This is a genomic window from Halopiger djelfimassiliensis, from assembly GCF_000455365.1.
Taxonomy (GTDB): Archaea; Halobacteriota; Halobacteria; order Halobacteriales; family Natrialbaceae; genus Halopiger_B; species Halopiger_B djelfimassiliensis.
The window spans coordinates 103786-128042 of record NZ_HG315685.1; the positions used below are offsets into that span (position 1 = coordinate 103786).

Annotated in this window: 16 protein-coding genes and 2 tRNA genes; 10 read left to right on the forward strand and 8 right to left on the reverse strand. The window is 63.7% G+C overall.

The window, feature by feature from the left end; all coding sequences use genetic code 11:
* Together TX80_RS19340 and TX80_RS06425 are read right to left on the reverse strand one after the other, a co-directional pair.
* The coding region (locus tag TX80_RS19340) for a hypothetical protein (RefSeq protein WP_230198683.1) at positions 1 to 768 on the reverse strand (768 nt) is incomplete at its 3' end.
* Positions 769 to 781: 13 nt separating this feature from the next.
* A complete protein-coding gene (locus TX80_RS06425) occupies positions 782 to 5989 on the reverse strand; it encodes a S8 family serine peptidase (protein ID WP_049922313.1) in 5208 nt (1735 codons plus the stop codon).
* A 335-nt stretch (positions 5990 to 6324) separates the two neighbouring features.
* Between TX80_RS06425 and TX80_RS06430 the strand changes: the two genes are divergently transcribed.
* Entirely contained in the window at positions 6325 to 7194 is an 870-nt protein-coding gene (locus TX80_RS06430; protein WP_049923172.1) for an ATP-grasp domain-containing protein, read from the forward strand.
* A gap of 29 nt (positions 7195 to 7223) precedes the next feature.
* On the opposite strand, the gene TX80_RS06435 is transcribed toward TX80_RS06430, so the two are convergent.
* Both TX80_RS06435 and TX80_RS06440 read right to left on the reverse strand, forming a co-directional pair.
* Complete coding sequence (locus tag TX80_RS06435) at positions 7224 to 7625, reverse strand: Hsp20/alpha crystallin family protein (RefSeq protein WP_049922314.1); 402 nt, start codon at positions 7623 to 7625, stop codon at positions 7224 to 7226.
* 236 nt (positions 7626 to 7861) lie between these two features.
* Positions 7862 to 8875 (reverse strand): type II glyceraldehyde-3-phosphate dehydrogenase, encoded by a 1014-nt coding sequence (locus tag TX80_RS06440; protein ID WP_049922315.1) that lies wholly within the window; start codon positions 8873 to 8875, stop codon positions 7862 to 7864.
* 171 nt (positions 8876 to 9046) lie between these two features.
* On the opposite strand from TX80_RS06440, the gene TX80_RS06445 reads away from it, so the two are divergent.
* The 6 genes from TX80_RS06445 (at position 9047) to TX80_RS06470 (ending at position 14876) form a co-directional block, all read left to right on the forward strand.
* Positions 9047 to 10003: an aminopeptidase gene (locus tag TX80_RS06445; RefSeq protein WP_049922316.1), complete on the forward strand. Its 957-nt coding sequence runs from the start codon at positions 9047 to 9049 to the stop codon at positions 10001 to 10003.
* A 121-nt stretch (positions 10004 to 10124) separates the two neighbouring features.
* Complete coding sequence (locus TX80_RS06450; RefSeq protein ID WP_049922317.1) at positions 10125 to 10706, forward strand: LURP-one-related/scramblase family protein; 582 nt, start codon at positions 10125 to 10127, stop codon at positions 10704 to 10706.
* A 45-nt stretch (positions 10707 to 10751) separates the two neighbouring features.
* A complete protein-coding gene (locus TX80_RS06455; RefSeq protein WP_049922318.1) occupies positions 10752 to 11405 on the forward strand; it encodes an HVO_0476 family zinc finger protein in 654 nt (217 codons plus the stop codon).
* Positions 11406 to 11825: 420 nt separating this feature from the next.
* Positions 11826 to 13298, forward strand: coding sequence for an arginine/ornithine antiporter ArcD (gene arcD, locus TX80_RS06460; protein WP_049922319.1), 1473 nt, complete (start codon positions 11826 to 11828; stop codon positions 13296 to 13298).
* A gap of 105 nt (positions 13299 to 13403) precedes the next feature.
* Complete coding sequence (locus tag TX80_RS06465; RefSeq protein ID WP_049922320.1) at positions 13404 to 14057, forward strand: protein-L-isoaspartate(D-aspartate) O-methyltransferase; 654 nt, start codon at positions 13404 to 13406, stop codon at positions 14055 to 14057.
* A gap of 72 nt (positions 14058 to 14129) precedes the next feature.
* Positions 14130 to 14876, forward strand: a complete 747-nt coding sequence (locus TX80_RS06470) for a protein-L-isoaspartate O-methyltransferase family protein (protein WP_049922321.1) — start codon at positions 14130 to 14132, stop codon at positions 14874 to 14876.
* A 265-nt stretch (positions 14877 to 15141) separates the two neighbouring features.
* On the opposite strand, the gene TX80_RS06475 is transcribed toward TX80_RS06470, so the two are convergent.
* From TX80_RS06475 to TX80_RS06490, 4 genes are all read right to left on the reverse strand, one after another.
* The gene (locus tag TX80_RS06475) at positions 15142 to 17259 is read right to left on the reverse strand and encodes a bacterio-opsin activator domain-containing protein (RefSeq protein WP_049922322.1); all 2118 of its coding nucleotides are present in this window, start codon (positions 17257 to 17259) and stop codon (positions 15142 to 15144) included.
* Positions 17260 to 17529: 270 nt separating this feature from the next.
* A tRNA-Asp gene (locus TX80_RS06480) sits at positions 17530 to 17602 on the reverse strand.
* 82 nt (positions 17603 to 17684) lie between these two features.
* Positions 17685 to 20060, reverse strand: coding sequence for a methyl-accepting chemotaxis protein (locus tag TX80_RS06485; RefSeq protein WP_049922323.1), 2376 nt, complete (start codon positions 20058 to 20060; stop codon positions 17685 to 17687).
* 162 nt (positions 20061 to 20222) lie between these two features.
* A tRNA-Asp gene (locus TX80_RS06490) sits at positions 20223 to 20295 on the reverse strand.
* A gap of 313 nt (positions 20296 to 20608) precedes the next feature.
* On the opposite strand from TX80_RS06490, the gene TX80_RS06495 reads away from it, so the two are divergent.
* The 3 genes from TX80_RS06495 to rpoB are packed head-to-tail and all read left to right on the forward strand — an operon-like array spanning position 20609 to position 24253.
* The gene (locus tag TX80_RS06495; protein ID WP_049922324.1) at positions 20609 to 20836 is read left to right on the forward strand and encodes a DNA-directed RNA polymerase subunit H; all 228 of its coding nucleotides are present in this window, start codon (positions 20609 to 20611) and stop codon (positions 20834 to 20836) included.
* On the forward strand, positions 20837 to 22417 hold the full coding sequence (locus tag TX80_RS06500) for a DNA-directed RNA polymerase subunit B'' (protein ID WP_049922325.1): 1581 nt from the start codon (positions 20837 to 20839) through the stop codon (positions 22415 to 22417).
* Positions 22418 to 22423: 6 nt separating this feature from the next.
* A complete protein-coding gene (rpoB, locus tag TX80_RS06505) occupies positions 22424 to 24253 on the forward strand; it encodes a DNA-directed RNA polymerase subunit B (protein ID WP_049922326.1) in 1830 nt (609 codons plus the stop codon).
* The last annotated feature ends 4 nt before the right edge of the window (positions 24254 to 24257 follow it).

Genomic DNA, 24257 nt, shown 5'->3' on the forward strand with positions numbered 1-24257 from the left:
ACGGTCGAAGCGACGGGCTCCCAGTCCCGACAGGACTACGGCCACTAGCGTTACCCCGGCCCCGAATCCGGGAACGGGGGATGTCGCGTCGTCGTCGACTGAATCGTCGTTTCCGTCGCCGTCGTCGGGATCGGTCGGCGTGTCGGTACCGTTTTCTCCGTCGGCGGTGCCAGTGCCGTTGTCCGCCGGTTCGTTCCCGATGGCGTCGGTCCCGTTGCTGCCGCCGGTCTCGTCGTCGCTGTCGTCGCTATTACCGCCGGATCCGCCACTGCCGCCGGAGCCGCCACTGCCGCCGGAGCCGCCACTGCCGCCGGAGCCGCCACTGCCGCCGGATCCGCCACTGCCGCCGGAGCTACCGTCATCGTTGGCGGGAACGGTGAGATCGAGTTCGGTTACGGCTGTCGACTCCCAGTCCGACGTTTCGGTCGCTTGCTCGCCGTTTACGAAGAACGTGACCGTCGCGCCGTCGTCGGCACGGCTCCCGCTGACGACGAGTTTCGGTTCACCGCCGCCCGAGCCGCCGTAGGTTCCGGCTTCGTCGGTAACCAGCCGTCCCCGTTGTTCGCCGTCTATCCGAGCGGTGATCTCGGTCCCTGCGGGGGCCGGATCGCCGCCGACGGTCACGTTACCGTAGTACGCTTCCGGCGATGGCGGCGGACTGTCGTCTTGCGCGGACACTGCCGGAACGGTACCGGCAGCGCCGGTTGCGAGTACGATCATCACGACCACGAGCGCGGGTAGCGTTCGCCTCGATCGCAGCGTTTTCATCGATATCATTGACTTATCCGGTCACGTCGTTCGCTCTCGGCGCACTATCCTGGGTAGGTTCGGTGCTCGTTGTGGGGTGGTTACCGACGTCTGCGGACGCGTTTCCGCGAGCCCGCCGCAGGGCGTCTTCCACCGCACCCTCGACGAGACTCCGGTTTTCGGCCGGTGCGTCGTCGACGATCGCTGCAGCCGTTTCGTCGAGACCGCCCGGCGAGCCGTCGATCTCATCGGGACCGCCGTCGAGTTGGCGGTAGACGTACTGTGCGAGTACCGAACGGGTCGTTTCGCGATCCATCTCCGCGGTTCGGGACAGGACGGTGTCGACCGCGGTCGGCTCGGTTTCGTTGCGTACGATCGGCCCGTCCCTGTCGTCCTCGGCCGCGTCGCGTTCGATCGAGTCGGCCCGGTACACGCCGATGCCCTCGTATAGCTCGGTGATCGACGGGTTCGGGACGACATACGATGGAAGAGTTCCGTCGCCTTCGGCGAATACGAAGTACCCCTCGTACGCGCTCACGGCGGGGGCCGGCTCGGATTCGTTGAACCGATAGACGCCGTCGAAGCCGCCCTCCGGTCCGGGCTGACCGCCGGGGGCGTCGAACGGGGCCATGGCGAGTCCCGGATCGACGGTCTCGAGGTCGAACGCTCCGTCAGCGTCGGCGTACTCGGGAGCGCCGACGAAGTTCCATCCCTCCGAGAGGGACCGCTGTCCCGGTGTGGCGGGTCCGTCCGAGCCGGCGTAGTGGCTGATCGTCATCCGACCGTCGCTTTCGGCCACGACGACGAGTCCCTGGAGCGCGGCGACGCTGTCGTCGCCGGTCAACTGGGTCCACGCCTGCTCGTCGGCGTCGAAGCCGTAGACGACGCCGTCGAACTCCGCATCCAGTACGTCCGAGACCGTCTGCTCGGTCGTCCCCGGGAAACTCACGCCGTAGGCGCTTCCTGCCTCGAGCGACAGATCGACGCCGATCCGTCGGGGCTCCTCGGCGTCGACTTCCGCCGGCGGGGCGGTCAGGAACGGCTCGTAAACGACTTCGCCCGCGGTGAACGACTCGTTCCCGACTCGATCGCCGTAGTAGTTCAGCGGTGCCCGGAGCGATCCGTCCAGATCGTTTCCGATCGAGACGTTCGTCTCCGAGAGGTCGTTGCGTCTGATATCGAGCGCGGGGGCGTCGGCGCGCTCGATCCAGATCCCGTAGTGGGCGTCGATCTCGTTTTCGACGATCGGACCGCCCGCGTTGATCCCCTCGACGTAGATTCCCTCGGAGACGTTCGAAATCTCGTTTCCGCTGACGGTCTCGGGGGCGGCGAACCCCTCGAGCTGAATGCCGACGCGCGTGTCGGTGATCTCGTTGTCGACGAACTCGACCTGATCGGTGTCGAACGTCGTGATCCCCGCTTCGCTGTCGGTGATACTGTTGTTCTCGATGACGGTATCGGTGGACGTGTAGACGTCGATTCCGGAGTCCTGTCCGGATATCGAAGCGTTATAGACCCGGACGTCGTCGGCCTCGCCGACGGTTACGCCGAGCGCGAGGAGGTCGACTCCGTCGGAGATTTCGACGTCGTGGACGACCGTTCCCGACGCGTGGGATGCAGAGCCGCCGACGAGCACGCCGTGGGAGGCCCCGCTAACCGAGACGTGTCTGATCGTGGCGTTCGGCCGATCGACCTCGATCCCGTCCGGTGCTTGGCCGTTCGCGACGACGTCGATGTCTTCGACGGTGACGTTCGGAGCGTCCACGTGGACGACCGGATCGTAGAAGCTTGTGATGTCCGCCTCGACGGTCGGTCGCTCGTCACCGTGTGACGTTAGCGTGACCCCCGGCGTCGTGATCGTTACGGGGTTGGTGTAGGTCCCTTCGGGGATTTCGACCGTCGTCTCCGGTGGTGCGAGGTCGATCGCCTCCTGAATGGTGTCGACCTCTTCGGTGACCACCAGCGGTTTCTCGTACACCGCGGTTCGGCCGCTCAACAGTTCGACCGTCCCGTTACTACCTGCGACGTCGATCGTCAGACCGACCGCACCGACCGTCCCGTCGGACGTATCGACCTCGATCGGGATGCGTTCCGCGCTCCCGTCGACCTCGTACCGTTGTCCGAACTCCCGTTCGGTTCCGTCGATGGACAGCGTGAGGTTCTCGGGATCGGCGGTCGTCGAATCCGTGAGCCTGACGGTGACGTCCTCGAGGTCGTCGGCGACGAGGGTCGTCTCGAACGACGCACCCGGCGTGACGTGGTCCGGCTGTCTCGACTCGAACCACGCCGGCGGCAACGAGTTCGTGTACGTGATCGCGTTCCCCAGGATCGCGTCGGCGTCGCCGGTTATCCCGGAGTTTCTGACCGTCGATCCCCGTCCCAGCGACGAGAGGAGGGCGGTCTGGGTCGACTCGTCGATGGCGATTCCCGTTCCGAGTTCGGTCCCGTCGTCGCTCGCCGTCGCGAGCGTCGTCCCCTGGTAGCGGTCGAACCACGCAATGTCGCCGCGCGAATGGTCGTGGATCCGGACTGACTCGCCCTCGGCGGCGACGCCGTCGAAGATCGGATGACCCGTGACGACCTCGTACTCCGGCCGATCGGTCTGGGTCGTTTCGCCGGTGACGACGGGATTTTGCGTCGCCTGCGAAAGCGCCGTAACGCCGTTGCTCGTGTTCCCCCACTGGTCGAGATAGACGACGCCGGTTTCCGGATCGGCCGTCGCGTCGACGAACGACTCGAGGTCGTCGTCAGGGTCGACCTTGTGGACGACGAACACGTCGTAGCTGTCGATGTTGGCCGTCGCCTCCGCCGGCGAAACGACCGAGACGAAATACTCCGTCGGGAGAGTCTCGTCTATCGCCGTCCTGACCGATTTGGCGTACTTCGAGCCGGTACTGTCGACGATGCCGACGGACGTCGAATCCGGAACGACGGTCGTCGGACCGGTCGTGAACGTCGTCGTCTCGTTCATCCCCGAGACCGTGTGCTCGAGGGCGATCGAACCGCCTGAGTCGGCCTCGGTTTCGACGCGCACCCGTACCGTCTCGTCGTCGCTCGGGTCGATCGGGATCGGCGTCCCGAACGCTCGCTTTTCGCCGTTGACGACGAGCGTGACGTTTCCGTGGGAACCGCTTCGCTCGACGGTGAGGGTGTCGGCGTGTGCCGCCCGGTAGGTTACGGACGCGACATCGCCGGCTTTGACCTTCTCGTCCTGCGGGTCGGTAACGTCGGTCGCCAGCGTCGGCTCAAGGGCCACGTCGTGACTGGTCATCGTTTCCTCGCCGACGTCGACCTCGACCGTCGACGACTCGTACCCGAACTCCGAGACCGTGACTTCGTACGTTCCCGGAAGCGCCCGTACGAGGTAGGCACCGGTTTCGTTTGTCGTCGTTTCGGCACCGTTGTCCAGCCGAACCGAGGCACCGGTCAGCGGCTCCCCGTCGGCGTTCGTGACCGTCCCGTCAACACCTTGTTCGGCTGCAACCGCCGTGGTCGCGGCCATCGCGTCGATGATCCCGTGGCCGTACCGGGTATCCTTCCGTTCCGGAGCGCCGGCGGGTTTGGTCGCCGAGTCGTCGAGCGCGTCCTTGATCTCGTCGGGTGAGAGATCGCCGCCCGACGCCGACACCATAAGCGCTGCGACGCCGGAGACGTGTGGCGTCGCCATCGAAGTGCCGGACTTTTCCCCGTACTCACCGCCCGGTAAGGTGCTGTACGTGTCAACGCCGGGTGCTGAGACGTCGGGAACGACGTACTCGTTCGGCCAGTGATCGAGCTGGGCGTCGCCCCAGTCGCGATCGGTCCGGACGCGTTCGCCGCTCGAGAAGTTCGCGATGTCCCGGTTCGGACCGGACGCGCCGACCGCGTACGCGTCGTAGACGTTCGCCGGCGTGTGGGATCTCTCGGGGCCGTGGTTTCCGATCGCGGCGACGACGACCGTTCCGGTGTCTTCGGCGTTCCGTATCGGTTCGATGAGCGTACTGCGGTACCCGTCGCCGCCGAGGCTCATACTGATGACGTCGACGTCCTCCTCGACGGCCCACTCCATTCCCCCGATGATCTGGGCGAACGAACCGGTGCCGTCGGGAAGGACCAGTCCGTGTTTCAACTCCGCATCGGGCGCGACGCCGATGGCCGTCCCGCTCGCGTCGCCGCCGGCGACGGTGCCGGAGACGTGGGTTCCGTGGTCGGTGCTGGCGTACGGCGTCGAGCCCTCGATGCGGTCGCCGTTGCTGTCGAACTCGGCCCATCCACCGGGGTACGTCTCGTCGGTCGGATCATCGGTCGAGAGCTCCAGATCTGGATGGCTCGCATCGATTCCCGTATCGAGGACGGCGACTTCCGCACCGGCTCCTCGCGTTCCGTGTTTCTCCCAGACTTCGGTCGCGTTGATCTGTTCGAGCCCGTACGTCGTCCCGGCGTCGGCGGTCGAGACACCGGTGCTCTCGGTCGGATTGGGGGCTTCAACCTCGAAGTTCTCGTGTACCCCGGTGACGGCCTCTTGGTCGACCAACTCCCGAACGTCGACCTCGGTCGTATCGATCTCGAGGAGGACGGCGTTGGTGAGCCAGTACGTGTTGCGGATCGTCACGCCGTCCGTCGACTCCGCGTAGTCGATGATCGGCTGTTGGCTGCTTTCGGCTCGGGCTTTCAACTCCTCGACGACCCCCTCCGTTGACATCGCCGACGCACCGGGGATTTCGAAGTCCTCGACGCGGACGATCACCTCTTCGGTTTCGTTCCCCGAACGTGCAGTCTCGGTGACCGTCCCGTTCGGCGTCCCGTCGTCCGCTGGTGTTTCGTTGTTCGGGGGTGTCTCGTTGAGTTCCGTCGTCTCGTTATCCGTTGTCTCGTTGGCCGTCGAAACCCCGTCATCCGCCGAGGGTTCGGTATCCGGAGTCGTCCCGTCGTCCGACGTGTTCGTCTCGTCATCCGACGCTCCGGTATCCGATCCGTCCCCGTCATCGGCGTCCGAGTCCGGTGTTTCGTTTCGTTCCCCCGTTCCGGTCTCCGGTGTCGTCTCGTTGTCCGACGACCGGGTTTCATCGGTCCCGTTTTCCGTGAGGTCCGCCGCGACCGCTCGATCCGTATCGACACGGAGCGTCCGTGACGAATCGTGCACGGAGTGATCGGTCGCTACTGCGGCACCCGCAACCGGCGAGACCGCGCCGGTGACCATCAAAACCGCGAGAACGAGAGCGAGTCCGCTCTCGAGCCACGGCCGTCCGATAGAACCGCTCATACTCGTTCCCCCTTCTGTGATAGTCTCGATATCATGTCTTTACCGATACACTATTTTAGGCAAACCTAAAATTTATAAAACCATTGGTTTTTGGATGGCCTAAAATAATGGCGGAGAACGCCCGATACGAGGCAGGTAGCGACCGATCAGCGACCCCTTCCTCCTGAAACCCGGCAAGAACGGCCGCTCCGGCAGTCCGCTTGCTGCCGTCGACGCGTACCTGTGGCTCCGATCGAAAACGCGACCCGCGGGTCGATTCCGGGATCGTCCCGGAACGGCGATCCAGCCTCGTCCGTCTCGAGTCCCTTTTACTCCTCTGCTCCCGAGTCTCGACCATGCTCGATCTCGCGGTGGCGAACGATCAGGAGACGTTCCACCGGATGCGCGATCCCCTTGCCGAGCGCGATATACGGGTTCATCACGTGCCCGCGAGCGAGCGTGTGGTGCCGCTCGGGGACCCGCCGTGGTCGGCCGACGAGTACGACGTCGGTTTCGTCTATCCCGGCCGACTCATGGAGGGTGGGGTCGCCGATGCCCTGCTCGAGATTCCGTGGCTCAACGACCGCGGGGCGATCCTGACTTCACGAAACAAGGCCGAAGTTCTCGCCAGACTGGAGCGGGCCGACCTCCCGGTTCCGAAATCGGTCTACGTCTCGAACGACGTCGGAACCGAGGAGCTGACGGCGGTCTTCGAACGATTTGACCCTCCGGTGGTGGTCAAACCGAACTCGACGACTCGCGGCGTCGGCGTCGCGAAGGCCCATGATCTCGATTCGTTTCTCGGCCTCTGTGATTACCTCTCGCTGGTCCACGACTACCGCGCGACCGGGGACCGATCGTTTCTCGTCCAGGAGTACCTGCCCGGCGCGACCGACTACCGCGTGATGGTGCTCGAGGGGGAGTACGTCGGTGCGGTCGAGCGCCGACTTCCCGACGAGACCGTCGCCGACGGCCAGTGGAAACACAACGTCCACCGCGGGGCCGAGGCGACCGGCGTCGACCTCCCCGATCCACACCGGGCGATGGCCGAATCGGTCGCCGAGACGCTTTCGATCCCGTTTCTGGGGGTCGACCTGCTCGAGACGGACGAGCGACTCGTCGTCAACGAGACGAACGCCCGCCCGACGATCGACGAGGAGACGAAGTACGAACCGGGGTTTTACGACCGGCTTGCGGACGCGATTCGATCGGTTGCGAATCGGTAGCGAAAACGACTGCGACCGCGACTGACGCGTTACTCGAGACTGATCCCCGAGGACTGCTCTGCCGGGTCGAAGACGACCTCGAGAACGCCGTTGTTGTAGGTCGCGGAGGCGGTGTGTTCGTTGACGCGGGTCGGCAGGGAAACGCGTTCGTCGTACTGGCGGTGCTCGCTTCCGGCCGAGATCGTCAGCGTCTTGCCGTCACATTCGAGTTCGATGTTTTCCTTCTCGACGCCGGGGAGGTCGGCGACGACCCGAATCTCGTCATCGGTTTCGTGGATGTCGACGTGGGTGTCCATACCGAATCCGTTCTCGACGCCGCTCGAGGAATCGAAATTGACGTTCGCGTCGGCACCGTTCATCATCTCGTTCATCATCCGCTCGATCTCGCGAAAGAGGTCGTCGAAAGGTTCGTCGCGGTCGTCTCTACGCATGTTCGGTGGTAGGTGACCGTGTGGCAAAAACTTTCTGTCGACGCTAGTTGTTCTCGGCGACTGGAACCCAAGAAACGGTGTTCGGATGTCTGACACGACGCCGGTTGCTATCCGAGACGGACAGCTGTGTGATCGGCGCGTGAAGTACCTCGCGCACGGTGGCCGCGGTGAACTCGCGTTGCTTTCCGTTTACAGGCGGTCGAGGCGAATGCCCCGGGGCTTGACCCCGAGGCGATTCACAGTCCGATTCCGAGCGTTTCGTTGGTCGTCTCGATGCTTTCTTCGGCGTCCGCTTCGCCAAGCACCGCCCGGATCGCGTCGACGTTCTCGGGGACGACGTCCGACTCCTGATGGATTCCCTGGAAGAGATACAGGTCGCGACCGACCGTCGAGATCGACTCCTCCCAGATGCAGTTCTCCCAGATGTCTCCGCGCGGACGGCCCGCGTCGAGAGCGTACTCTTTGAGTTTGCCGCTGCCGTCGATCGCGAACCGCTCGGGAATCAGGAACAGTCGCGACTCCGCGGCCAGCAACTCCCGGACGGCCGCGGCGTCGACGGACTCCTCGAGCGTGACGTTCAGGCTGTGCATGTGCATCAGCGTCGCGGGGACTTTCATCCCGAGGGTATCGATGTCGAGGCCGTCGAAGATGGTCTCGACGTCGGGGCCGTGGTGGGAGGGGATCGTGACCGGATTCGGGAGGATGTCGTTGATGGGGCCGCGGGAGGTCTGGCCCGGATCGCCGCCGCGACGCACCAGCGTCGCACGGACCTTCTCGACGCCGTAAGCCTCCCGAAGCGGCGCGATGACTCGAGAGAGACCGGTCGTGTTACAGGAGACGACCCGGACGTGGTCGGCGTCGGTCGCGTCCTCGAAGTTCGATCGGGCGTTGAAACTGACGTCGGCGATCTCGGCGTCCTCGCCGCCCTGATAGAGCGCCGGCGTTCCGTGCTCCTCGTAGAGAGCCTTGTTCTCGGCACCGATCCCGGAGGGTGTGGCGTCGACGACGACGTCGGCCTCGGCCACGAGGTCGTCGACGGGACCGGCGATCTCGAGGCCGGCCTCGTCGAACTGATCGGCGCGCTCTTCGACGGCCGCATACAGCGGGAACCCCTTCTCGATCGCCGTCTCGGCCTCGAAGTTCGGGCGGGTCTTCGCGACGCCCAGCACCTCCATATCGGGCTGTTGCCGGACGGCGTCCGCGACGCGTTTACCGATCGTACCGTAGCCGTTGATCGCGACCTGGATCATGTATCCGGGAGTGGACCACCGAGCGGGATAATCGTTTCGAGGGTCTCCGGCTGATTTTTACTCGCAGTGGAGTTTTTCCTCCCGATCTCGCTGCCGAACGCGTCACTCGGCCGTCGCGATAGCGGGCCACGAATGGAAGGATCTATCGGGCGGTCGCTCGCACGTGTGCGTATGGCCGAACGCGACGCCGCTGCCGAAACGGCAGTTCGACAGTGTCTCGATCTCGGGGCCGAGGAATCCTGCGTCGTCGTCACCGACGACGAGCGGGAACCGATCGGCGAAGCGATCTACGAGGCTGCACGGGAGATCACCGACGACGCCGTCATCGTCCGCTATCCGCCGGGGGAAACCCACGGAAGCGAGCCGCCTGCACCCGTCGCGGCGGCGATGGCCGACGGCGACGTCGTGCTCGCGCCGACGACCAAGAGCCTGAGTCACACCCGCGCTCGGACCGAAGCCAACGAGGCCGGTGCACGCGTCGCGACCCTTCCGGGGATCACCGAGGAGGTCTTTACGACCGGACTCCGGGCGGACTACGAGTCGATCGCCGCCCACTGTGCGGCCGTCCGCGAGCAGGTCGCCGACGCCGACGAGGTCCGGGTGACGACCCCCGCCGGCACGGACATCTCGTTCGGAATCGGCGACCGGGAGTGGCGCTCCGACACCGGCATCGTCCACGAACCGGGAGCGATGTCGAACCTCCCCGCCGGCGAGGTGTTCGTCAGCCCCGAAACCGCCGACGGTACGTTCGTCGTCGACGGGACGATGATGCCCCACGGACTGCTCGAGGACGACGAGACGCTCACGTTCGAAGTCGAAGACGGGTTGGTCACGGACATCTCGGACGACGAGATCCGGCAAACCGTCGAGGATGCGGCCGAGTCGGTCGGCGACGCGGCGTACAACCTCGCGGAACTGGGGATCGGTACCAACGTCGCGGTCGATGAACTCGTCGGCTCGGTCCTGCTGGACGAGAAGGCCGCCGGCACCGTCCACATCGCGATCGGCGACGACGCGGGGATCGGCGGCGAGACGGAAGCGCCGATCCACCTCGACGGCATCATCCGTGATCCGACCGTCTTCGCGGACGGTGACGCGATCGAACTCCCGACGACGGACGGGAACTGATCCGTCCGGTACGCAACCCGCGGCTGTATCTCTGAACAGTACGTCATTCGGAACGTTGGTTCACTTCTTGATGTGTCTGTATCATTGGGTTTCAAGTAACGGTAGTGTAACTGCTCTCTCGATGAGCGATACGCGATCGTACGATATTGCAGGAATCGACCTCTCTGACGACCAGTATACGGTCGAACAGGGATTCATCCGGAACAAGTACAAGGCGCTCGATGCCGACGGGAATACCGTTCTCAAGGGGAAACAGAAGATGCTGAAGATGAAAGAGGAGTTCCCCTTTACCGACGGCGACGGGAACGAAGTGTTCACGGTGAAAGCCGGCGGCATCATCGACGTCGCAGGCAACTACGTGCTCTCCGACGCTGAGACCGGCGAGGATCTGGTCATTCTGGACAACGACTACTCGATCTTTCAGGACACCTGGAAGATCCGCGATGCGACGACCGAGGCGAAACTGGCCGAGATCAACTCCCGTGGCGCGGCCGTGACGCTGGCCCGGAACATCGTTCCGTTCGGCGGCTTTATCCCGCACAAGTACGAGATTACAGACCAAGAGGGTGCACACGTCGGCTCCATCGACGGGCAGTTCTCGCTGCGGGACCGCTACGAGATCGTCATCGACGACGCAAGCAGCGTCCCGAAAGAGCCCATCATCGCCGCGGCGATGGTGATCGACGCGATTCAGGGGAACTAGCGTCGGTCCAATCGCCTTTTAGGTGCGTGGCGTCTACGACGTGGTATGAGCGAACTCCCGGATCGGGTTCCGACGCCCTGTCCTTCGTGCTCGCCGGACCTCGAGACGGTCCACGAAGTACTCACCGAAGGGGGCGGCACCGTCACCGTCCGCTGTAGCGAGTGTAGCCACGTCCACAAAGTGCAACCGGAACGTCCCTCCGAGGTTACCCTCGATGTCGTCGTCTCTCAGGGCGGCGAGTCGTTCACGGCGAACGTCACCGCGCCAGAAGACGAGACCGTCTCGGTCGGTGACGAGTTTATCCTCGAGACCGAGGAAGTCCTCTCGACCGTCCGCGTCACGAGCGTCGAGCTCGATGGCCACCGGCGAACCGAAGAGGCTCCGGCCGACGACATCGAAACCGTCTGGAGCCGCGAGGTCGACAACGTCGCGGTCAACGTCACCGTCCATCCACAGGACGGGTCCCGGGACGACAGCCGGAGTATCACGGTCCACGTCCCCGGCGATTACGAGTTCGAAGTCGGGGAGATCGAGGAGTTCGGCGACGACGAGTTCGAAATCGACGCGTTCGTCGTTCGTGACGACGCCTCCGGCTACGATCGTGACCGATACGAAATGGAAGGGGATACGGTACTCGCAAAAGACGTCAAGCGCGTCTACGCCTACGACCAGACGACCAGCGCCTGGTCGGCCTGGTAATCCGTCGCCCCTCGGTGACGTCGTTCGACCGGTTCGTTATCCTGCCGCTCACTCCGACGACACCGAGCTACAGGGTGTTGCAAGTAACACGGAGTTCTCCGTCGTCCATCGGTTTCATCGTTCGGTCCGGTATCGTTCGACCGTTTCCGACAAGCACCTAATTAAAATATTTGAATTGATGAGATATCAATTAGAGGGCTATCAGAGTACATAAAACAAGGGTATAGTAGAAGAACATCACTGTCTTTATAACTAATTGTTGCGACGGATGAACTGTCATGTGTTGGCAAACGGGTGGGCTCGATGCGGGCACGGTGTCGTCTCGGCGCATAACCGTCCAACTCTCGGTTGACGATCCGGTAGCCCAACTGCGGACGTCGGGTCCCTCACTGCCACACGATTCGAAATAACGTATCCACTATGTCCGACGAGTATTCCGTCCGTTTATACGACGAGATCGATCCGGAGAATCGCCCGTCCTTGCTCGAGGCGCTCATCCCCGTCGTGGGAATGATCGGCTTTCTCGCGATCGGGATCGGGATCTACGGGATGGACCCGCAGTTTCCGCTCTTCTGGGGGATTACGTTCACCGGACTGTTTAGCTACTACCGGTTCGACACGTCCTGGAAAGAGCTGTACGACGGTATCTCCGGCGGCATCGTCATGGGGATGCAGGTCATCTTCATCCTCTTTATCGTCTACGCGTTGATCGCGACGTGGATCCACGCGGGGACGATTCCGATGTTGATGTACTACGGACTCGAGTTACTGACGCCGGCGATTTTCCTCCCCATGACGGCGATCATTACCGCAGTTATCACGTTCGCGATCGGGTCGTCGTGGACGGCGGCGGGGACGCTCGGCGTCGCGTTCATCGGGATCGGATCCGGACTCGGCCTCCCGGAACCGATGACGGCAGGGGCGATCCTGTCGGGAGCGTACGCCGGCGACAAGCAATCCCCCCTGTCCGATACGACGAACCTCGCGGCGGCGGTTACGGACACGGATCTGTACGATCACATCAACGCGATGCGGAACGGAACGGTGCTCGCGTTCGTGATCTGTGTCTTCCTGTATGCGGTCCTCGGCATTCGGGCGTCGGGGTCCATTCCCGTCGATCGGGTTGCGGAGATACAGACGGCACTTACCGGAGCGTATCACATCACGCCGCTTTCGCTGTTTCCGCTGGTCGTGACGTTCGCTCTGGCGATCTACGGCGTCTCCGCCATTCCCGCCCTCGGTGCGGGCGTCTTTTCCGGGGCCATAACGTCGTACGCACTCCAGGGATCGGCGTTCGACGCGGTCTGGGCTGTGGCCCAGTCGGGAACGGAACCCGAAACGGGACTGGCAGTCGTCGACGGACTGCTCGAAAGCGGTGGCATGATCGGCGGTGCGTGGGCGGTGACGATCGCCATTTCGGCGCTCGCGCTCGGCGGCATGTTCGAACGGACCGGGGTCATCGCGGTCCTCGCACACCACCTCGGTCGGCTGGCTCAGGGGGCCGCCAGTCTCACCGGTGTCACTGCCGTCTCCGCGATTTCGATGAACGCCCTCGCCGCCGAACAGTACATCAGTATCGTCGTCCCCGGAATCACCCTTGGGGAACTCTACGAGGAGAAGGGGCTCAAAAGCGAGAACCTGTCACGGGCGGTCGAAGCGTCCGGCACGGTGACCAGCGCGTTGATCCCTTGGAACAGCGGTGCCGTCTTCATGGCGGGGACACTGGGCGTCGGGACGTTCCAGTATGCACCCTACTACTTCCTCGGATTCCTGTCGCCGCTTATCCTCGTGGTGATGGGACTCACCGGCTGGAACATCACGTACCAGCAGGCGGATGCGACCGACGCGGGCGTCCCGACGGAGGAGGCAACGCCCACGGCGGGCGGTAAGTGATCGGCCTCGCGGTTCGAACGCGGGTCGCAGTTACCGACCGCCGCCGGACGCGACCCGGCATTCGCGTCCCACACTCTATTGGCCGTGCGTTCCGAGGATAGCCGCATGTTCGATCGGTTCGGTCCCGACGGGTCCGACGACCACGAGACCGCCCGCAAGCGTATGGTCCGAACCGTCGCCTCGCGCGTTGACGACGAACGCGTTCTCGAGGCCCTCGAGTCGGTCCCCCGTCACGAGTTCGTCCCGGCGGATCGTCGAGCAAGCGCCTACGCCGATCGGCCGCTCCCGATCGGTGACGGACAGACGATCAGCGCACCGCATATGGTCGCGATCATGGCCGACAAACTCCACCTCGAGCACGGCGACGACGTCCTCGAGATCGGTACCGGCCGTGGCTACCACGCCGCGGTGACCGCCGAACTCGTGGGGGCGGCACACGTCTACAGCGTCGAGTACAGCGAGGAACTCGCCGACCGGGCGCGTGACTCCCTCGCGGAGGCGGGGTACGGTGCGGTCTCGGTCCGCGTCGGCGACGGTCGTGAAGGGTGGCCCGAACACGCCCCGTTCGACGCTGCGTATTTCACCTGTGCGACGTCGGCGCTTCCCGATCCCGTCGTCGAGCAGGTCCGGCCCGGCGGCCAGTTACTCGCGCCGATCGGGACCGGGTTTCAGACGCTCGTCCACGCCGAGAAACGAGCGGACGGCTCGCTCGAGCGCACCGAATACGGCGGCGTTCGGTTCGTCGAGATGCGCGGCTAGAGGGCCGTGCCCGCGTGAACCGCCGGGTCGCGCAAGCGGGCCATTGATACTCTCCCGAGCGGTAGCCCGGCTATGGACCCCGCGGTACTGCGAGAGGACATGGTCGACGGACTCGAGTCCGCGGCCAAGGACGTCCTTCAGGACGAAGCCGTCGCCGTCGCGATGCGTGACGTCCCCCGTCACGAGTTCGTCGACGACGAGCGAACGGCCTACGCCGATCGCGAACACGAAACTCTCGGCACCCGTGTGCTCGCCCCGAGCACCGTCGCCCGACTCCTGCAGGTGCTTTCAATCGAGGACGACGAGACGGTGTTGATCGTCGGTGCCGGCGTCGGCTACACGGCGGCCGTCGCCGCCGAACTCGTCGGCGAAACCAACGTTCACGCCGTCGACATCGCTCGCCCGCTCGTGATCGAAGCGCGGCAGAACCTCGCCAGCGCAGGCTACGACGGCGTCCTCGTCGATCGTCGCGACGGAGCGGACGGCTTCCCGGAGTACGCCCCGTTCGACCGAATCCTGCTCGAGGCCGCCGCCGTCGATCCGCCTCGGGCGCTGCTCGAACAACTGACAGACGGCGGCCGACTCGTGTTTCCGCGGGGAGCCAACCGGCAGCGACTCGAAGCGATCTCGGCCGACGGCGGCCGGGAGCAGTTCGAGGCGGTTTCGTTCGACCCGTTGCTGGTCGACGGCGAGCAGTCGGGGGCCGTAGAACGCGATCGAACGGCCCGCGAGGACCGCGAGCGTGCGCGACGCCGCGCCGAATCCCGGCGCGGTTGGGAACAGGACTGGATCGAGTGGGAGGACGTCCAGTCACACTGACGGCCGTCGCTTCGATTCCGTGGCACTCGAGTCGATGGACTGCGGACAGCCCGGTCCGCTGGCCCCGACCTCGGCGGTCCGGGCCGGGACCAGATCAGCGACGATGAGCGACACTGACCGCTCTCGGGTCGAGAGTGCCTCGGAAAGTGGGGGTGGGGGATTGGGGGTGGCGACAGTCTACCGCAGATCGCCACTTGGTCGTACGGACCGCCGGTGATTAAATATAATTTCTATTTGTTTAGTACCCTCTAGAGGACAGTACTAATTAGTTAGAGTCTCTCTCGAAGGCCAGCCGCACCAGTTTCCGTTCGGCCGCTCGCAGGTGGTAGTGGTAGGTCGGCGGTGACACGTCGAGCGCGGCCGCGAGGTCCTCCCCCGTACTCTCGCGGGGCCACTCGAAGAATCCGCTGTAGTGGGCCGCCTGCAGGGCCTCGAACTGTTTGTCGGTGAGCCGTTCCTCGAGATGGGTATCGAGCTGTCGTGCCGATCGGGTGGTCGTCTCGCGTTTCGCGACGAGTTCCGTCTCGGGGTAGACGTCCCTGATCGACTCGACCAGCGACCGCGTATCGATTCCCTGTGGCACCTCGAACACCAGCGTCGCCGTTCCGTTTTCGACTCTTGCTGCCCGCCACTGGACGTCGAACGACCGCAACACCTCGAGAAACGGCGTCGTCGTGATCGTCGTTTCGTACAGCGTTTCGTCGTCCCCTTCCGAAACGACCGACAGCGTTTCGATCGACGCTCGCTCGGACTCGAGGCCGTCGAGTTCCGCCGTCGACGGGACGCTTACGAAGGCGACGATCCCGCTGCCGCGATCGATCACGCCTTCGAGGGTGATTTGCCCGTCGATCCGCTTCGAAAGGCGGTTGAGCAACAGTCCCGAGTCCCCACACTCGAGTTCGAGTTCCAGCCGACTATCCGTCAGCATCGCCCGCGTTCGCTCGACCGAACGGATCGCATGCCCGATGGTTTCGCCGAGTTCGGCAAGAACCTCGCGTTCGCCGTCGCCGATCGCGTCGACTCCCTCGACGTGGACGAGCAAGACGCCGTACTGTCGGTCGCCGTCGGTGATCGGAACTGCGAGTATCGTCTGATACCCGTACGTAAGCGCCTCCTTTCGTCGCCTGTCCCAGCCATCGGCCTCGAGGACGTCGCGTACGAGCTGTACTCGGTTGGTATCGAGCGTTTCCCGGATCAGTGCCGTTTCGGGAGCACACTGGCCGTCGGCCCGGATGCGATCGACGTACGTCGCGTCGACCCCCGCCCAGACCGCCGGTTCGGGCGGCTGGTCGTCGTTCGAGGCGATCCACGCGAGCCGATAGCGCTCGGTGTCCGCGAGCCGGTCACAGACCGTCGTTTCGATCTCGGTCCGCGTCGAGGCCTGGGCGACGCCGTGGTTGATTTCGCGTACGATCCCGTTGATGTGGTTGAGCCGCGTCAACTCCTCGTTCTGTCGGGTCAGCGTCCGATCGTGTTCCCGGAGCAACTGCTCTCGCTCCGCGCGATCGAGCGCTGCCTCGGTGTTTGCCGCCAGAATGTGCAACAGTTCGGTCATCGTCTCGTCGAAGCCGTCGACATCCGTCGCACCCGCAACCAACACGCCGTGTGAGCCGAGCGGAACGATCAGTTCGCTTCGGCTCAGCGTTTCCGTCTCGGTAGTCGTGATCCCGTCTTCCCGCGTCAGGTCCTCGTAATAGGCGCTTTCCCCGTCGGAGAACACGTCCCATACCAGCCCCTCGCCTCGCTCGAAGGTCCGTTCGGGATCGACGAGTTCCCGCGCATCGCTGGTCGAGGCGGCGTGCTCGAGAACGCCGTCCGTCGACTCGAACGTGTACGCCGCGGCGACGACCACGTCGAGGATCTCGCCCGCAGTGTCGACCGCCGATTGGTAGATCTCCGCTTTGGTGCCGGCCCGCATCAAATCCCGCGTCGTCTCGTGTAACGTCGCTAGCGTCCGCTCGTACCGCCGTTCGTTCTCCCGCAGTTCAGTCTCGGTCCGGTACTGGCGGACGGCGTTGGTGATCTGGTTTGCAAGCAGCGTGTACTGTTCCTCCCCGGACTCCTTTTGGAGATACTGGGTTACGCCCGCGGCGATCGCTTCGCTTGCGACCTCCTCCGATCCGCGTCCGGTAAAGAGGATAAAGGGGAGATCCGGGTCGTCCTCCCGGACCCGCTCGAGCAACTCGAGCCCCGTCAGCTCCGGCATCTCGTAGTCGCTGACGATACAGTCGACCGATCGCTGAGCGAGTATTTCGAGCGCTTCGGTGCCGCTTCTCGCTGGGACGGCAACGATCTCGTCGCGTTCGCGCTCGAGCATCTCCCCGGCGAGTTCGGGAAACCCCGGTTCGTTGTCGACAACGAGGACGGTAATCTGGTTCGTCATTGGTCGAGTCCCTGAGCAGCAGTCACTGTCTGTGGAGGCATCACGGACCGAATACTAAATAATTAGTATTTCAGAATCGATGATGGATACCGTTCGCACTCACACTGGTGTCGCGTCGGAACCGAGCGCTCGCGGACGGTGATGGCCGAGGTCGATCGGTGACCGGTGTTCGTCGAAAGGAACTTGTCGTGGTTCGAACCTGCACAATGTTCGATCACCGACTGATCGCTGGAGAAAGCCGTTCGCTATCGAAGTCGAGTATCGGAAAAGCGCCCGAGGCGGGATTTGAACCCGCGTCACGACCGTGACAGGGTCGTATGATGGGCCACTACACCACCCGGGCTCGCAACTCATCGTTTCCGGGTGAGAGTATTAAGGGTTTTGTTCTGTTCGGAGCAGTCACCCCGATCGCGGGGACGATCCGGTCAGTCGTCTCCCGGCGCTGCGGGCTTTCCTGTCCCCATCGTTTCGGCCCGTGTCTCGAAGCGACCGACCAGCGATTGTAACTCCTCTGCACGATCCGAGAGCGACTCGGTACTGGTCGCGATTCGTTGGATCGAACTCGTCTGTTCCTCGGCGGCAGCGGAGACGTTCTGGACCTCCGTTGCCGTCCGATCGCTGACGCTCGTGATGTCGTCGACCATCGTGGCGACCTCCTGGGCCGAGGTCGCCTGCTCGTCAGTCGCCTCGTTGATCGACTGGATGCCGGCGTTGGCCTCGTCGATCCGGTCGCCGATCGACTCGAGCGTCTCGGCGGCTTCGTCGATGGTTTCCCTCCCGTCTTCGATGTCGGCCTGCATCTCGAACATGTCGTCAGCAACGGATTCCGTCGACTCCTCGACGGCTTCGACGAGTTGTTCGACCTCCCGTGTCGCCACAGCGGTTTCCTCCGCGAGCGACTTGACTTCGGTCGCGACCACCGCGAACCCGTCTCCGGACGCCTCCGCGTTCGCGGCCTCGATGGATGCGTTTATCGCCAGCAGGTTGGTCTCTTCGGCGATGTCGTCGATCACCTCGACGATCTCGCCGATTCGTTCGACGTCGCGCTGCAAGGTCTCCATCTCGTCGACGGTCGCCGCAGCTTTCGATTCGATTCGGTCCATCTCCTCGATTGCCTCGGTCGCGGCCCGTTGGCCCTGTTTCCCCCTCGTGGCGGCCTGTTCCGACTGCTCCGCGACGGTCTCCGACGAGGACGCAACCTCCTCGATGGTCGCGGAAAGCTCAGTCAGTTCCTCGGCTGCGGTCTCGAGTTTCCGGCTTTGGGTATCCGCGCCGGCCGAAATCTCCTCGATGCTTTCGGCAACGTCGCCGCTCGAGGCCTCGATCTCTTCGGTGGAAGCGGTCACGTCCGAACTCCGATCGTCGACCTCCTGGGCGACGTGCTGGATCCGGACCACGAGTTGCTCGATGTCGGTTAGCATCTGATTGATCGCCTCGCCGATCTCGGTCATGGCCTGACTCTGACTGTCCGTCTCGAGTCGCCTCGTGAGGTCGCCGTCGGCGGCTGCCTCGATGGTATCGCGGTAGGCGGCCGCTTTCGATTCCAAGTGTGTGTTCAGCGCTTCGGCCTCCGCTTTGGCCTGCTGTGCCGTCGCTTTCGCCGTTTCGGCCTCCGCTTTGGCCTGCTCGGCTCGCTCGCGTTCCGCTTCGGCCTCCTGTGCGCGCCGTTTGACGTCCGAAAGTTGTGATTTGAGCGTCTCCCGGATCCGGACGAACAGCGTCGATAACTCGCCGAACTCGTCGCTCCGGGACTGATCGATCGTCACGTCGAGATCACCGCTCTCGATCGCTTCGGCGTATTCGGTCAACTCCTCGAGCGAACCGTTGATATCCCGGGAGATGACCGCGCCAACCGCGACGAAACCGAGCAGCGAGATCCCGATCAGAACCATGAGACTTCGTGTCACTTCGTCGACGGTTCCAAAGACCGTGCTCCGCGGGGCGACGACGGTGACGACCCACGATTTCTCGTCGATCGGGACCGTCGCGACGACGGCCTGATCGTCTTCGATCCCGTCGTGGCTCGCCGTTACCACGTCGGTTCGTGGCTCCGTAACCTCCTCCTCGAGCCGGGGTAGTGCTTCGAGCATGGCGTACTCGCCGAGGATTTTCCCGGTGTCCTCGGCGAGCGCGACCCGTCCGTTCCTCGTGGAGACGACTTCGATCGTCCCTCCCTCGACGGGTGCCGTAAGTAGTGCTCCCCGTTCGGTCAGATCGACGGTGATGACTATCGCGCGTGTCCGTTGTCCCTCGACCGGGCTGACGAATCCGATCCGTTTCTCGCCGCCGATTTCGTACGGTTCGAACGAGCGGGCGCCGTCGACGCCGCTGAACGAGACGGCACGGACCGCCCACGGGCGGTCCGATTGAACCACCTGTTGGCCCTCCCGCTCCGATTGTGTGCTGATTTCGATCGTACTCGTCTCCATATTGTAGTAGTGGATCGACTGGACGTCGCTGGGGAGGATTTCGAGGTTCGTCCGGAGTGCGGTGCGGATCTCGTCCTCGGTGCCGTCCGTGATCGTCTCGTCCTTCGAGAGACGGACGACGTCGGCGTTTCGGTCCTGGACGAATTCGTTGATACCGCTGGCTTCTCGATCGGCTGACTTGAGCAGCGTTTCCTCGGCGTCGTTCTCGACGCTCGCCTGAACGCCGGAAAACGTGATGTAGCCCACTCCGAGGAGCAACCCCGTGACGACGAGAATCGCCGCGCCGATTTTGAAGACGTATCGCCCCCGCAACGTATCGTATACCCCCCGTATCGAACGGCCGTCGGGGTTACCGTCCCGTCTCGCATCCATATCTTGGTAATTCGATATATAATCATTAAACCTGATGGCCCCTCGAGTGCGCGACTTCGCGGTCGGAGGGTACCGATAGCACACCGGCAGTTGGACGCGAGGGCTCCAGTCGTCCAGCCGTGAGAACGAGCGACCCGCTGTCGAAGTCGAGTATCGGAAAAGCGCCCGAGGCGGGATTTGAACCCGCGTCACGACCGTGACAGGGTCGTATGATGGGCCACTACACCACCCGGGCTCGCAACTCATCGTTTCCGGGTGAGAGTATTAAGGCTTTCCAATCGAACCCCGTGTGGTACGGCGAATCGGGACACGATTTCGGCCGCTCGAGGAGGTATCTATGCCAATTACTCACACGACCCACAAGGAATTTAACTGATAACCGGGTATTGACACGTGTGATCGGCAACTCCGGTCAGGTTCGCCCGGGGTTGGTTAGCCGTGCTTTTGGATCGAGTTAGTAACCGTTAAATGCTTCCCGACGGTATCTGGCTGTAGTATCTCGTGACAGCCGCTTCTCTCCCGATAGCCCACACGCACATCATCAACACATGGTAGACGTAAGCCAACACGAACTCGTTCCGGAACACACCGTCCTCGAGGAGGACGTGCTCGAGGAGGTGCTCTCCGAGTACGATATCGACCGTACAGACCTGCCCAAAATCAAACGCAACGACCCCGCCCTGCCGGACGAGGCGGAGGTCGGCGACGTCATCAAGATCGTTCGCGACTCACGGACAACCGATCAGGCAGTCGTATACCGACTCGTGGTGGAATAAATGGCAATGGAACTCGACCGAGACAAACGACGGGACATTTCGCGCGAATACTTCTCGAGGGAACGGCTCGCAGAACACCACTATCGCTCCTTCAACGCCTTCCTCAACCGCGGCATGCAGGAAGTCGTCGACGAGAAGGAGACGATCGACACTGACATCGGCGACAAGGAAGGCGAGGAGCCGGTACACGTCGAACTCGGCGACGTTCGCGTCGTCACGCCCCGCGTCCGCGAGGCGGACGGCTCCGAGGAACTGCTGTACCCGCAGGAGGCCCGCCTCCGGAACATCACCTACTCCGCGCCGGTCTTCATGGAGATGTCTATCGTCAAAGGCGAGGAGGGTGACCAGCGGGTCGTCGACTCCACGGAGACCAAGATCGGTCGCATGCCGATCATGGTCGGTTCCGAGAAGTGTAACATTGCGGGCTTTTCCGACGAGGAACTCATCGAAATCGGCGAAGACCCGGCCGATCCCGGCGGCTACTTCATCGTCAACGGCTCCGAGCGGGTGCTGATGACCAGCGAGGACCTCGCGCCAAACAAGATCCTCGCCGAGTACGACACCAAGTACGGCGACGAGATTCAGGTCGCCAAGACGTTCTCACAGCGGCGGGGGTACCGCGCCCTGGTACTCTGTGAACGAACGCGTGACGGGCTGCTCGAGGTCTCGTTCCCCTCCGTCTCGGGATCGATCAACTTCGTGACGCTCGTGCGTGCGCTGGGCCTCGAGTCCGACGAGGAGATCGTCCACAAGGTCTCGAACGATCCCGAGGTCGTCAAGTACATGCTCGAGAACCTGGAGGAAGCGGACGTCCAGACCGAAGAGGAGGCCATCGAGGCGCTCGGGCGTCGGGTCGCCTCCGGCCAGGGCAAAAACTACCAGCTCAAGCGCGCCAACTACGTCATCGACCGCTACCTCCTGCCCCATCTCCACGAGGACGGGGTCCCCGAGGAGGACGTCCGAATCAACAAGGCCCACTACCTCTGTCGGATGGCCGAGGCCTGTTTCGAACTCGCGTTGGGCCGACGCGAGGCCGACGACAAGGACCACTACGCCAACAAACGCCTGAAGGTCAGCGGCGATCTGATGAAGGATCTGTTCCGGACGGCGCTGAACAAGCTCGCCCGGGACGTGAAATACCAGCTCGAGCGCGCGAACATGCGCAACCGGAACCTCTCGGTCTCGACGGTCGTCCGATCGGACGTCCTGACGGAGCGACTCGAACACCCGATCGCGACCGGCAACTGGGTCGGCGGCCGCTCCGGCGTGAGCCAGCTCGTCGACCGGACCGACTTCATGGGCGTGCTCTCGCACCTGCGTCGGCTTCGCAGCCCGCTCTCGCGCTCGCAGCCCCACTTCGAGGCGCGTGACCTGCACGCGACCCAGTGGGGTCGCATCTGTCCCTCCGAGACGCCCGAAGGACCGAACTGTGGGCTGGTAAAGAACTTCGCACAAGCGATGGAACTCTCCCAGAACGTCGAGGACGAGAGCAAACTCAAACGCGAACTGGCCTCGATGGGCGTCGAGGGTATTCCGGGCATCGAGAGCATCGAACGATCGACATCGCCGGCAGACGACTGATCAATCATGAGTAGCCAAGAACGAGACGCCAAAGTCTACGTCAACGGGTCGCTGGTTGGAACGCACCCGAACCCGCACGAACTCGCAGAACAGATCCGAGAAGCACGACGCATCGGCGACGTTTCCGAGATGGTCAACGTCTCGGTCAAAGACCGTACCCGCGAAGTGATCGTCAACGCCGACGCGGGTCGTGCCCGGCGGCCGCTGTTGGTCGTCGAGGACGGCGAACCCCGCATCTCCGACCAGGAGATCGAAGCGCTCCGTAACGGCGATCTCGAGTTCGAGGACCTCGTCGACCACGGCTACGTCGAGTTCATCGACGCCGAGGAGGAAGAGGACATCCTCGTCGCCGTCGACGAGGACGATCTCACCGAGAAACACACGCACCTCGAGATCGACCCGTCGCTGATCTTCGGGATCGGTGCGGGGATGATCCCCTACCCCGAGCACAACGCGAGTCCGCGTATTACGATGGGTGCGGGGATGATCAAGCAGTCGCTGGGGCTGCCGTCGGCGAACTACCGGATCCGACCGGATACGCGCCAGCACCTGCTGCATTACCCACAGCTCTCGATGGTCAAGACCCAGACTACCGAACAGATCGGCTTCGACGACCGGCCCGCAGCCCAGAACTTCGTCGTCGCCGTGATGAGCTACGAGGGGTTCAACATCGAGGACGCGCTTGTCATGAACAAGGCAAGCGTCGAACGGGCGCTTGCCCGATCGCACTTCTTCCGGACTTACGAGGGCGAGGAACGGCGATATCCCGGCGGTCAGGAGGATCGTTTCGAGATCCCCTCTCAGGACGTCCGCGGTGCCCGCGGCGAGGAAGCCTACGCTCATCTGGACGAGGACGGCCTCGTCAACCCCGAGACGGAAGTCGACGAGAACTCCGTCCTGCTGGGGAAAACGAGCCCGCCGCGGTTCCTCGAGGAACCCGACGACATGGGCGGCCTCTCGCCACAGAAGCGCCGTGAGACTTCGGTCACTATGCGATCCGGCGAGTCCGGCGTCGTCGACACCGTCACCCTCATGGAGGGCGAGGACGGCTCGAAGCTCTCGAAGGTCTCCGTCCGCGACGAGCGCATCCCCGAACTGGGAGACAAGTTCGCGTCGCGACACGGCCAGAAGGGGGTCGTCGGCCACCTCGCACCACAGGAGGACATGCCCTTCACCGAGGACGGCGTCGTGCCGGACCTCGTGTTGAACCCCCACGCGCTGCCGTCGCGGATGACCGTCGGTCACATCCTCGAGATGATCGGCGGCAAACTCGGCGCGATGGAGGGCCGTCGCGTCGACGGGACGCCGTTCCTCGGCGAGGACGAAGAGGACCTCCGCAAGGGACTCGAGGAAGCCGGGTTCGACTCCGCCGGCAAGGAGACCATGTACTCCGGCATTACGGGCGAGAAGATCGAGGCCGAGATCTTCGTCGGGATCATTTTCTACCAGAAGCTCTACCACATGGTCTCGAACAAACTGCACGCCCGCTCGCGCGGGCCGGTGCAGGTGCTGACCCGCCAGCCGACGGAGGGACGTGCCCGCGAGGGCGGTCTCCGTATCGGGGAGATGGAACGCGACGTGTTCATCGGTCACGGGGCCGCGATGACGCTGAAAGAACGGCTGCTCGATGAGTCCGACCGCGAGTTCATCCACGTCTGTGGCAACTGTGGGATGAGCGCGGTCGAGAACGTCGAACAACGGCGCGTCTACTGTCCGAACTGTGACGAGGAGACCGACATCCACGAGATCGAGATGAGCTACGCGTTCAAGCTCCTGCTGGACGAGATGAAGGCTCTGGGTATCGCGCCGCGACTGGAACTGGAAGACGCCGTCTAAGCAA

Excerpts from the sequence above, each read along its gene's own strand:
- TX80_RS06440 (WP_049922315.1), bottom strand. The coding sequence starts at position 8,875 with ATGATCCAGGTCGCGATCAACGGCTACGGTACGATCGGTAAACGCGTC.
- TX80_RS06485 (WP_049922323.1), bottom strand. The coding sequence starts at position 20,060 with ATGGATGCGAGACGGGACGGTAACCCCGACGGCCGTTCGATACGGGGG.
- TX80_RS06425 (WP_049922313.1), bottom strand. The coding sequence starts at position 5,989 with ATGAGCGGTTCTATCGGACGGCCGTGGCTCGAGAGCGGACTCGCTCTC.
- TX80_RS06495 (WP_049922324.1), top strand. The coding sequence starts at position 20,609 with ATGGTAGACGTAAGCCAACACGAACTCGTTCCGGAACACACCGTCCTC.
- arcD (WP_049922319.1), top strand. The coding sequence starts at position 11,826 with ATGTCCGACGAGTATTCCGTCCGTTTATACGACGAGATCGATCCGGAG.
- TX80_RS06500 (WP_049922325.1), top strand. The coding sequence starts at position 20,837 with ATGGCAATGGAACTCGACCGAGACAAACGACGGGACATTTCGCGCGAA.
- TX80_RS06430 (WP_049923172.1), top strand. The coding sequence starts at position 6,325 with ATGCTCGATCTCGCGGTGGCGAACGATCAGGAGACGTTCCACCGGATG.
- TX80_RS06435 (WP_049922314.1), bottom strand. The coding sequence starts at position 7,625 with ATGCGTAGAGACGACCGCGACGAACCTTTCGACGACCTCTTTCGCGAG.
- TX80_RS06445 (WP_049922316.1), top strand. The coding sequence starts at position 9,047 with ATGGCCGAACGCGACGCCGCTGCCGAAACGGCAGTTCGACAGTGTCTC.
- TX80_RS06470 (WP_049922321.1), top strand. The coding sequence starts at position 14,130 with ATGGACCCCGCGGTACTGCGAGAGGACATGGTCGACGGACTCGAGTCC.
- TX80_RS06465 (WP_049922320.1), top strand. The coding sequence starts at position 13,404 with ATGTTCGATCGGTTCGGTCCCGACGGGTCCGACGACCACGAGACCGCC.
- TX80_RS06475 (WP_049922322.1), bottom strand. The coding sequence starts at position 17,259 with ATGACGAACCAGATTACCGTCCTCGTTGTCGACAACGAACCGGGGTTT.
- TX80_RS06450 (WP_049922317.1), top strand. The coding sequence starts at position 10,125 with ATGAGCGATACGCGATCGTACGATATTGCAGGAATCGACCTCTCTGAC.
- TX80_RS06455 (WP_049922318.1), top strand. The coding sequence starts at position 10,752 with ATGAGCGAACTCCCGGATCGGGTTCCGACGCCCTGTCCTTCGTGCTCG.
- rpoB (WP_049922326.1), top strand. The coding sequence starts at position 22,424 with ATGAGTAGCCAAGAACGAGACGCCAAAGTCTACGTCAACGGGTCGCTG.